The sequence below is a fragment of the Burkholderia sp. LMG 13014 genome (genome assembly GCF_905232215.1).
Lineage (GTDB): Bacteria > Pseudomonadota > Gammaproteobacteria > Burkholderiales > Burkholderiaceae > Burkholderia.
This window is the reverse complement of sequence record NZ_CAJNKE010000881.1, coordinates 1-1,801: the sequence shown is the minus strand read 5'-3', so window position 1 is coordinate 1,801 and position 1,801 is coordinate 1. Positions and strand designations below refer to the sequence as shown.

Below are 1,801 nucleotides of genomic sequence, written 5' to 3'. Positions count from 1 at the left end.
CTGTGGATGTCGATTCCGCTCGCGATGACGATCTGGTATTCGTTCTCGCGCTACAACCTGCTGAACCCGGACGTGAAGGGTTTCGCGGGCATCGACAACTATCGCTTCCTCGCGACCGATCCGTCGTTCCTGCCCGCGATCTGGCACACGCTCGTGCTGATCGGCGCGGTGCTCGCGATCACGGTGATCGGCGGCGTGCTGATGTCCGTGCTGTTCGACCGCAAGTTCTACGGGCAGGGTGTCGCACGCCTGCTCGCGATCGCGCCGTTCTTCGTGATGCCGACGGTGTCCGCGCTGATCTGGAAGAACATGATCCTGCACCCGGTGTACGGGCTCGTCGCGAACGCGATGCGCGCGCTCGGGATGACGCCGATCGACTGGTTCGCCGATTACCCGCTCACCGCGGTGATCATCATTGTCGCGTGGCAGTGGCTGCCGTTCGCGTTCCTGATCCTGTTCACCGCGATCCAGTCGCTCGACCAGGAGCAGAAGGAAGCCGCGCGCATCGACGGCGCGGGCCCGATCGCGATGTTCTTCTACATCACGCTGCCGCACCTGAAGCGCGCGATCGCGGTGGTCGTGATGATGGAGACGATCTTCCTGCTGTCGATCTTCGCGGAGATCTACACGACGACCGGCGGCGGCCCCGGCGACGCGACGACCAACCTGTCGTACCTGATCTACGCGCTCGGCCTGCAGCAGTTCGACGTCGGCCTCGCATCCGCCGGCGGCATCATCGCCGTCGTGGTGGCGAACGTCGTGTCGTTCTTCCTCGTGCGGATGCTCGCGCGCAACCTGAAGGGAGAGTACGAAAAATGAGCGACCTGACCTTCGAAGGCCGGCGCGTGCCGGCCGTGTTCGGCCTCGTGCGGCGCGCGCTGCCCGGCACGCTCGCGTGGCTGATCGCGCTGCTGCTGTTCTTTCCGATCTTCTGGATGGCGATCACCGCGTTCAAGACCGAGCAGCAGGCGTATGCGTCGACGCTGTTTTTCATCCCGACGCTCGACAGCTTCCGCGAGGTATTCGCGCGCAGCAACTACTTCGCGTTCGCATGGAATTCGGTGCTGATCTCGGCGGGCGTCACGGTGATCTCGCTGCTGTTCGCGGTGCCGGCCGCGTACGCGATGGCGTTCTTCCCGAACCACCGCACGCAGAAGGTGCTGCTGTGGATGCTGTCGACCAAGATGATGCCGTCGGTCGGCGTGCTGGTGCCGATCTACCTGCTGTGGAAGAACGCGGGGCTGCTCGATAGCGTATCGGGCCTCGTGATCGTCTACACGCTGATCAATCTGCCGATCGCGGTGTGGATGACCTTCACGTATTTCAACGAGATCCCGAAGGACATCCTCGAAGCCGGGCGCATCGACGGGGCATCGACGTGGCAGGAGATCGTCTACCTGCTGATGCCGATGGCGCTGCCGGGGCTCGCGTCCACCGCGCTGCTGCTCGTGATCCTGTCGTGGAACGAGGCGTTCTGGAGCATCAACCTGTCGAGCTCGAACGCGGCGCCGCTGACCGTGTTCATCGCGTCGTACTCGAGCCCCGAAGGGCTGTTCTGGGCGAAGCTGTCCGCGGCTTCGTTGCTGGCGGTCGCGCCGATCCTGATCGTCGGCTGGCTGTCGCAGAAGCAGCTCGTGCGCGGGCTCACGTTCGGAGCCGTCAAATGACCGCGATGAACGTTTTGATCTGCGATTGCGACGGCGTGCTGATCGACAGCGAGGCCGTGGCGGCCGACGTGATCGTGCGCGAACTCGATGCGCGCTGGCCGGGCGTCGATGCGCGGCCGGCCGTGATGCCGCTG

The 1,801-nt window shown here is 64.5% G+C and carries 2 protein-coding genes and 1 pseudogene; all 3 read left to right on the top strand.

The features are described 5' to 3' along the window. Positions 1 to 819 (top strand): carbohydrate ABC transporter permease (locus tag JYJ84_RS35755; RefSeq protein ID WP_240201954.1); only part of this gene is annotated, 819 nt, incomplete at its 5' end. Beyond that, a complete protein-coding gene (locus JYJ84_RS35750) occupies positions 816 to 1,667 on the top strand; it encodes a carbohydrate ABC transporter permease (RefSeq protein ID WP_174955488.1) in 852 nt (283 codons plus the stop codon). The genes JYJ84_RS35755 and JYJ84_RS35750, both read left to right, overlap by 4 nt. Beyond that, a pseudogene (locus tag JYJ84_RS35745) lies at positions 1,664 to 1,801 on the top strand (HAD family phosphatase); the annotation flags it as partial. The gene JYJ84_RS35750 and the pseudogene JYJ84_RS35745, both read left to right, overlap by 4 nt.